Source organism: Mycobacterium sp., from assembly GCF_050701675.1.
In the GTDB taxonomy this organism is placed as follows: Bacteria; Actinomycetota; Actinomycetes; order Mycobacteriales; family Mycobacteriaceae; genus Mycobacterium.
Genome location: NZ_JBOGDD010001028.1, coordinates 1 through 6,613, shown reverse-complemented (window position 1 = coordinate 6,613; position 6,613 = coordinate 1). Strand labels below are relative to the sequence as shown.

Sequence of the window (6,613 nt, the reverse complement as noted above, 5' to 3'; positions counted from 1 at the left end):
CCCATGGGGCGCCGCGCTGTGCGAGCGAGCGGTCGACCATTTGGTCGAGCAGTCCCATGCGCTCGACGACACCTCGGCCCGCGCCGCGTAGGTCGACTGTTTGGCCGCCGGGCCGGATGACAGGGGCGAGTTCGACGATCACCACGCGGTAGCCGTTGCCAGTAAGCCGGTGTGCCAACGCTGGTCCCGCGATACCGGCGCCACTGATCAACACGGTCGGCTGCGTCATAGCCGAAAGCGTATGCCATACGCATTCGTTGGGCAACGGTGGTCCGGATGAAATCGAGGTCCTGGATTGCTTACTGAGGCATGACCGAACAACGGAGTCACACTGCACTGATCGTCGGGGCGTCCAAGGGGCTCGGGTTCGCCATGGCAGCGGAGTTCCTGCGGCGCGGGTGGCGGGTCATCGCCACCGTGCGTGGCGAGAGTCGGACGCAGCTGCACGAGTTGGACGCGCACGAGCGGCTCGAGATCGAAACGCTCGACATGACGGTCCCCGCTCAGATCGCCGCGCTGCACGACCGGCTTTCCGGCAGAAGCCTCGACCTGCTGTTCGTCAACGCTGCGATAACGCAGGGCGACATCCCCGTCGCCGACGTGAGCACCGAAAGCTTCATCGAGGTCATGGTCACCAACGCCCTCAGCCCGCTGCGCGTCGTCGAATCACTCCAGGATCTGGTGCCCGATTCGGGAACCATCGGCATCATGTCGTCGCGACAGGGCAGCATCTCGCAGAACACCAGGGGCGGACACGAGGTCTACCGGGCCAGCAAGTCGGCGCTCAATCAGCTGTTCCGCAGCTTCGCGGCCCGTCACGCCGATGATCCGCGGACGCTGCTGCTGATCAATCCCGGTCACGTCAAGACCGAACTCGGTGGACCCGACGCGCAACTGACCGTCGAGGACAGCATCCCCGGTGTCGTCGACACGATCGTCGCCCACGAGGGCGAAGGCGGTCTGCAGTTCCTCGACTACCGGAATGACGTCGTGCCGTGGTGACGACTCGGTTCTAGGGCATCGCGTAGCCGACCCACATCGGGCGCCAAGGTCGCGGGCGTTCACTGATGTCATGATCCGCGAGACGGTTTCCACGACGAGCACTGTCGTCATCGTGCTGGACGGCGACACCGACGCCGGCCGCCGAATGGCGTGCAGCTCATTGGCCGACGGGCGGCGAGTCGCCGTAGTGGCTCGACATCCCGGCGCCGCGGTGAGCGTGATGCACGGACACTCCGCTGATCGCGTGATGGTGATCGCGGCCGACGTCAACGACCAACGCCAGTGGAGCCGCGTCACCGAGCGGGTGATGGAGAGGTTCGGACGGATCGACACCGTCGTGCGCGCCGAGGGCACCGCGTTGCGCGCCTCGGCCTGAGTCTTGCCCGTCGCTCGCGATTCGTGCACGTAAACCCGCGGTGGGCACGGTCCCGCGTGCACGAATCGCTAGGTGTCGAGCGCCTCGTAGGTGCGGCGCACGAAGCGCGGCTGAGCCGCCTGCAACTTGGCCAGTGAGGTATTGCCCGCCACCGCCGCAGCCGCCGCATCCGAGCTCAGATCGGGCAGGTTCTGAATGAGGTACAGGATGACGAGGTCCGCCGAGGGGTCGGCCTGCCACCACGTGCCGTAGGCGCCGGGCCAACTGAAGGTGCCAAGGCCGCCGGGCCCGTACAGCTGACGGGACTGCGCGGCATCGGTCACCACCGACAGGTTCAGACCGAAGCCGCGACCTCGCCAGAACGGCATGCCCAGGAACGGAAACTTCTTCTGTTCGTCGGTCAGCCGGTCGGTGCGCATCAGCCGTACCGACTCTTCCGAGAGCACCCGCACACCGTCGACCTCACCACCACCGAGCAGCATGCGGGCGAAGGCGAGGTAGTCGTCGGCCGTCGACCACAGTCCGGCGCCGCCCGCGCAGAACGTCGGTAGCGTCACAGGCGCGGGTCCCATCACGTCGTCGCGCAGCGTGCCGGTCTCGTCGAGTTGGTACATGGTGGCCGCACGCCTGCGCCCCTGCACGCTGACCGCGAAACCGGTGTCGGACATGCCGAGAGGTTCGAGAATCCGGGTCGCCAGCACCTCCGCGAGCGGCTTGCCTGCGATCCTGGACAGGGCGATGCCCAGCACGTCGGTGGCGTGACTGTAGGTCAGGCGCTCACCGGGCTGGTGGGCCAATGGCAGCGTCGCCACTTCGGCGAGCCACCGGTCCTGATCCTGCCTGAACATCAACTTGCCGTACGCCCGGCTCAATGGCGGGCCGACCGAGAACGCGTACGCAAGCCCGCTGCGGTGCGTCATCAGGTCGTCGAACGTGATCGGTCTGCGCAGGGGCACGGTCGCCTCCAGCGGCCCGGACACGTCGGCCATCACGCGAAGATCGGCGAGCTCGGGCACATGGGGTGCGACGGGATCGGTAAGCGCGAACGCGCCCTCTTCGATCATCGACATCGCGGCGGCCACCGTCACCGGCTTGCTCATCGACGCGATCCGGAAGATGGTGTCGCGCTGCATCCGCAATCCGGCGTGGACGTCGGAAAAGCCGAGTTCGTTGACCTGCAACACCTTGCCGCCCTGCCACACCAGAGTGACGGCGCCTGCGAGCAGCCCGGCGTCGATCGCCTCGCGGATGGACGTCTGGTTACCGTCGAGATTCACCGGGCCAGCCTAGTCAGCGACCAGAGGCGCGGACGCGGGTGCTAAGCTGCCGCGGAAGTTCGACGTCCTTTAACGATCCGTCCCGAGAGGCGGAGAAGGAGGTCCAGGTCAGTTATGGCTGCCGCCAGCCCCGACCGGGAATTGATGTCCGCCGCAGATGTGAGCCGGACCATCTCCCGCATCGCTCATCAAATCATCGAGAAGACCGCGCTCGACGGTCCCGACGCGCCACGCGTGGTCCTGCTCGGCATCCCAACTCGCGGCGTCACGTTGGCCGCGCGACTCGCGCACCACATCACCGAGTTCTCCTCGGTTGCGGTGCCCGCTGGATCACTGGACGTCACGCTCTACCGCGACGACCTGAACTTCAAGCCGCCGCGCCCGTTGGAGGACACCTCGATTCCCGACGGCGGCGTGGACGACGCGGTGGTTGTCCTGGTCGACGACGTGCTGTATTCCGGCCGCACCGTGCGGGCCGCTCTGGACGCCCTGCGCGACGTTGGCAGGCCGCGCGCAGTGCAGTTGGCCGCCCTGGTCGACCGCGGTCACCGGGAACTGCCGTTGCGCGCCGACTACGTCGGCAAGAACGTGCCCACCTCCCGCAGCGACAACATCAAGGTCCTGTTGGCCGAACACGACGGTCGAGACGGTGTGCTGATCGCCAACACTGGGGGCCCCCTGCGATGACCAGACATCTTCTCTCGGCCGCCGACCTGTCGCGCGACGAGGCGACGGCGATCCTCGACGACGCCGACCGGTTCAGTCAGGCGCTGCTAGGCCGCGAGGTCAAGAAGCTGCCCACGCTGCGGGGTCGCACAGTCATCACGATGTTCTACGAGAACTCGACGCGGACCCGGGTGTCGTTCGAGGTCGCGGGCAAGTGGATGAGTGCCGACGTGATCAACGTGAGCTCGTCCGGATCCTCGGTGGCCAAGGGTGAGTCGCTGCGCGACACCGCCCTCACGCTGCGCGCGGCCGGCGCCGATGCGCTGATCATCAGGCATCCCGCTTCGGGTGCGGCGCAACAACTCGCGGAGTGGACCGCCGAGGACGACGACTCCGGTCCCAGCGTGATCAACGCCGGTGACGGCACACACGAGCACCCCACCCAGGCACTGCTGGACGCGCTGACCATCCGCCAGCGACTCGGCTCCATCGAGGGCAAGCGCGTCGTCATCGTCGGCGACGTGCTGCACAGTCGGGTGGCGCGGTCGAACGTGCTGCTGCTGTCGACCCTCGGCGCGGAGGTGGTGCTCGTCGCACCACCGACCTTGCTGCCGGTGGGGGTGGAGACGTGGCCGGTCACCGTGTCCGGTGACCTCGACGCCGAACTGCCCGCGGCCGACTCGGTGCTGATGCTGCGGGTGCAGGCCGAGCGGATGAACGGCGGGTTCTTCCCGTCGGCCAGGGAGTACTCGGTGCTCTACGGACTCTCCGAGAAGCGATCGGCCAAGCTCTCGGCCCACGCCGTTGTCCTGCACCCTGGACCGATGCTGCGCGGCATGGAGATCGCGTCCTCGGTGGCCGACTCATCGCAATCCGCGGTGCTGCAACAGGTTTCGAATGGTGTCCACGTCCGGATGGCGGTGCTCTTCCACCTGCTGGTCGGTGCCGGCACAGAGGCAGTAGGGGTGAATGCATGACCCAACCCGGCCCTCCGATCCTGATCAAAGGGGTACGCCTCTACGGCGAAGGTGACCCCGTCGACGTACTTGTCGACGACGGGCAGATCGCCGACATCGGTGCGAACCTCGTGGCGCCCGACGACGCCGACGTCGTCGATGCGAACGGCAAGGTCCTGCTGCCCGGCTTCGTCGATCTGCACACCCACCTGCGCGAGCCCGGCCGCGAGTACGCCGAGGACATCGAAACCGGCTCGGCGGCAGCGGCTCTCGGCGGATTCACCGCGGTGTTCGCCATGGCCAACACGGATCCCGTGGCCGACAGCCCCGTCGTCACCGACCACGTTTGGCACCGCGGACAAGAGGTCGGCCTGGTGGACGTGCATCCGGTTGGCGCCGTCACGGTCGGGCTGAAGGGTACGCAGCTGACCGAGATGGGCCTGATGGCAGCCGGGGTGGGTCGGGTGCGGATGTTCTCCGATGACGGCAGCTGCGTGCACGACCCGCTCGTCATGCGGCGTGCGCTCGAGTACGCCAGCGGCATCGGCGTGCTCATCGCCCAGCACGCCGAGGAGCCGCGCCTCACGGTCGACGCCGTCGCTCACGAGGGACCGAACGCCGCCCGACTTGGACTGGCGGGCTGGCCGCGCTCCGCCGAGGAGTCAATCGTCGCCCGCGACGCGATCCTCGCCCGCGACGCCGGTGCGCGTGTGCACATCTGCCACGCTTCCACCGCGGGCACCGTCGAACTCGTCAGATGGGCCAAGGAACAAGGCATTTCGATCACCGCCGAGGTCACACCGCATCATCTGCTTCTCGACGACGAAAGGTTGCAGACCTACGACGGTCGCAACCGCGTCAACCCGCCGCTGCGCGAGGCCAGCGATGCGGTGGCATTGCGGCAGGCGCTCGCCGATGGGGTCATCGACTGCGTGGCCACCGATCACGCGCCGCACGCCGAGCACGAGAAGATGTGCGAGTTCGCCGTTGCGCGGCCCGGCATGCTCGGTCTTCAGACCGCGCTGTCGGTGGTCGTCGAAGCGATGGTGCGACCTGGCCTGATCACCTGGCGCGACGTCGCGAGGGTCATGAGTGAGGCGCCCGCCAGCATCGTCGGCCTGCCCGACCAGGGCAGGCCGCTCGAGGTCGGCGAGCCAGCCAACCTGACGGTCGTCGACCCCGATGCGACCTGGACCGTCAGCGGTGCCGAACTCGCCAGCCGATCGGACAACACTCCGTACGAGGCCATGACCCTGCCCGCGGCGGTGACGTTGACGTTGTTGCGCGGCAAGGTGACCGCACGCGACGGGAAGAGTCCAGCATGAATACCCCCACGCTGATCGCCTGCCTCATCATGGCTGCGCTGCTGGCGGTGCTGATCGCGTTCTTCATCCGGCAGATTCTTCGCGGCTGGTTGCACCGGGCGCAGCGGCAGGCGGAGATGATCGGCACGCTTCCGCCACTGCCCGACACCGTCGGGCCCGCGATCGTCCCGGCGACCAAGGGCCTCTATGTCGGAAGCACGATTGCGCCGAGCTGGCAGAACCGGATCGCCGTGGGCGACCTGGGATTCCGGAGCAAGGCGGTGCTGACCCGCTACCCAGAGGGAATCATGGTGCAGCGAAGCGGCGCAGGGCCGATCTGGATCCCCGACGAATCGATCACGGCGATCAGGACCGAGCGGGGTATCGCGGGCAAGGCCCTCACGTACGACGGCATCCTCGCGATCCGCTGGAAGCTGCCGTCGGGTACCGAGATCGACACCGGGTTCCGCGGCGACGACCGCCGCGAGCTCGCCAACTGGGTAGAGGAGGCTGCATGACGGGCTCGAAGGCCGTCTTGGTCCTTGACGACGGACGGACGTTCACGGGCACCGCCTTTGGCGCCGTCGGGCAGACCCTGGGGGAGGCGGTGTTCTCGACCGGGATGTCCGGGTATCAGGAGACCCTGACCGACCCGAGCTATCACGGGCAGATCGTGGTCGCGACGGCGCCACAGATCGGCAACACGGGGTGGAACGGTGAGGACGGCGAAAGTCGTGGCGACAAGATCTGGGTCGCCGGCTATGCGGTCCGGGATCCGTCGCCGCGAGCCTCGAACTGGCGGGCCACCGGAACGCTCGACGACGAGCTCGTTCGCCAGGGAATCGTCGGGATCGCCGGGATCGACACTCGCGCGGTCGTGCGCCATCTGCGTTCTGCCGGCTCGATGAAGGCGGGAGTCTTCTCCGGTGACGCGCTCGCCGAGGTCGACGAGCTGCTGAGTCGTGTGCGCAGCCAGCCGTCGATGCTGGGCGCCGATCTCGCAGGGGAGGTCAGTACCCCGGCGACCTACGT

The 6,613-nt window shown here is 67.6% G+C and carries 9 protein-coding genes; 7 read left to right on the top strand and 2 right to left on the bottom strand.

Going from position 1 to position 6,613, the window contains the following annotated elements:
• Window positions 1-229: FAD-dependent oxidoreductase (locus tag ACRDUX_RS31535; protein WP_526419892.1), on the bottom strand; the 229-nt coding region annotated here is incomplete at its 3' end.
• 80 nt (window positions 230-309) lie between these two features.
• On the opposite strand from ACRDUX_RS31535, the gene ACRDUX_RS31530 reads away from it, so the two are divergent.
• Window positions 310-1,002, top strand: coding sequence for an SDR family NAD(P)-dependent oxidoreductase (locus ACRDUX_RS31530; protein ID WP_526419890.1), 693 nt, complete (start codon window positions 310-312; stop codon window positions 1,000-1,002).
• Window positions 1,003-1,072: 70 nt separating this feature from the next.
• Window positions 1,073-1,378, top strand: a complete 306-nt coding sequence (locus tag ACRDUX_RS31525; RefSeq protein WP_526419888.1) for an SDR family NAD(P)-dependent oxidoreductase — start codon at window positions 1,073-1,075, stop codon at window positions 1,376-1,378.
• Window positions 1,379-1,446: 68 nt separating this feature from the next.
• Here the strand turns inward: ACRDUX_RS31525 and ACRDUX_RS31520 are convergent, their stop codons facing one another.
• A complete protein-coding gene (locus ACRDUX_RS31520) occupies window positions 1,447-2,655 on the bottom strand; it encodes a serine hydrolase domain-containing protein (protein WP_526419886.1) in 1,209 nt (402 codons plus the stop codon).
• Between the two features lie 114 nt (window positions 2,656-2,769).
• On the opposite strand from ACRDUX_RS31520, the gene pyrR reads away from it, so the two are divergent.
• The 5 genes from pyrR to ACRDUX_RS31495 form a co-directional block, all read left to right on the top strand.
• Window positions 2,770-3,342 carry a bifunctional pyr operon transcriptional regulator/uracil phosphoribosyltransferase PyrR gene (pyrR, locus tag ACRDUX_RS31515; RefSeq protein WP_526419884.1) on the top strand — a complete coding sequence of 191 codons (573 nt, stop codon included), beginning with the start codon at window positions 2,770-2,772 and terminating at the stop codon, window positions 3,340-3,342.
• Complete coding sequence (locus ACRDUX_RS31510) at window positions 3,339-4,298, top strand: aspartate carbamoyltransferase catalytic subunit (RefSeq protein WP_526419883.1); 960 nt, start codon at window positions 3,339-3,341, stop codon at window positions 4,296-4,298. The genes pyrR and ACRDUX_RS31510 overlap by 4 nt, the downstream gene beginning before the upstream one ends.
• Entirely contained in the window at window positions 4,295-5,602 is a 1,308-nt protein-coding gene (locus ACRDUX_RS31505; RefSeq protein ID WP_526419881.1) for a dihydroorotase, read from the top strand. Before ACRDUX_RS31510 ends, ACRDUX_RS31505 begins: the two co-directional genes overlap by 4 nt.
• Window positions 5,599-6,099 carry a PH-like domain-containing protein gene (locus tag ACRDUX_RS31500; RefSeq protein WP_526419879.1) on the top strand — a complete coding sequence of 167 codons (501 nt, stop codon included), beginning with the start codon at window positions 5,599-5,601 and terminating at the stop codon, window positions 6,097-6,099. The genes ACRDUX_RS31505 and ACRDUX_RS31500 overlap by 4 nt, the downstream gene beginning before the upstream one ends.
• Window positions 6,096-6,613, top strand: a 518-nt coding sequence (locus tag ACRDUX_RS31495; protein WP_526419877.1) for a carbamoyl-phosphate synthase domain-containing protein, incomplete at its 3' end; no start/stop codon positions are given. The genes ACRDUX_RS31500 and ACRDUX_RS31495, both read left to right, overlap by 4 nt.

Bases quoted from the DNA above. Each gene is read 5' to 3' on its own strand.
- ACRDUX_RS31530 (WP_526419890.1), top strand. From the start codon at position 310: ATGACCGAACAACGGAGTCACACTGCACTGATCGTCGGGGCGTCCAAG.
- ACRDUX_RS31525 (WP_526419888.1), top strand. From the start codon at position 1,073: ATGATCCGCGAGACGGTTTCCACGACGAGCACTGTCGTCATCGTGCTG.
- pyrR (WP_526419884.1), top strand. From the start codon at position 2,770: ATGGCTGCCGCCAGCCCCGACCGGGAATTGATGTCCGCCGCAGATGTG.
- ACRDUX_RS31510 (WP_526419883.1), top strand. From the start codon at position 3,339: ATGACCAGACATCTTCTCTCGGCCGCCGACCTGTCGCGCGACGAGGCG.
- ACRDUX_RS31505 (WP_526419881.1), top strand. From the start codon at position 4,295: ATGACCCAACCCGGCCCTCCGATCCTGATCAAAGGGGTACGCCTCTAC.
- ACRDUX_RS31500 (WP_526419879.1), top strand. From the start codon at position 5,599: ATGAATACCCCCACGCTGATCGCCTGCCTCATCATGGCTGCGCTGCTG.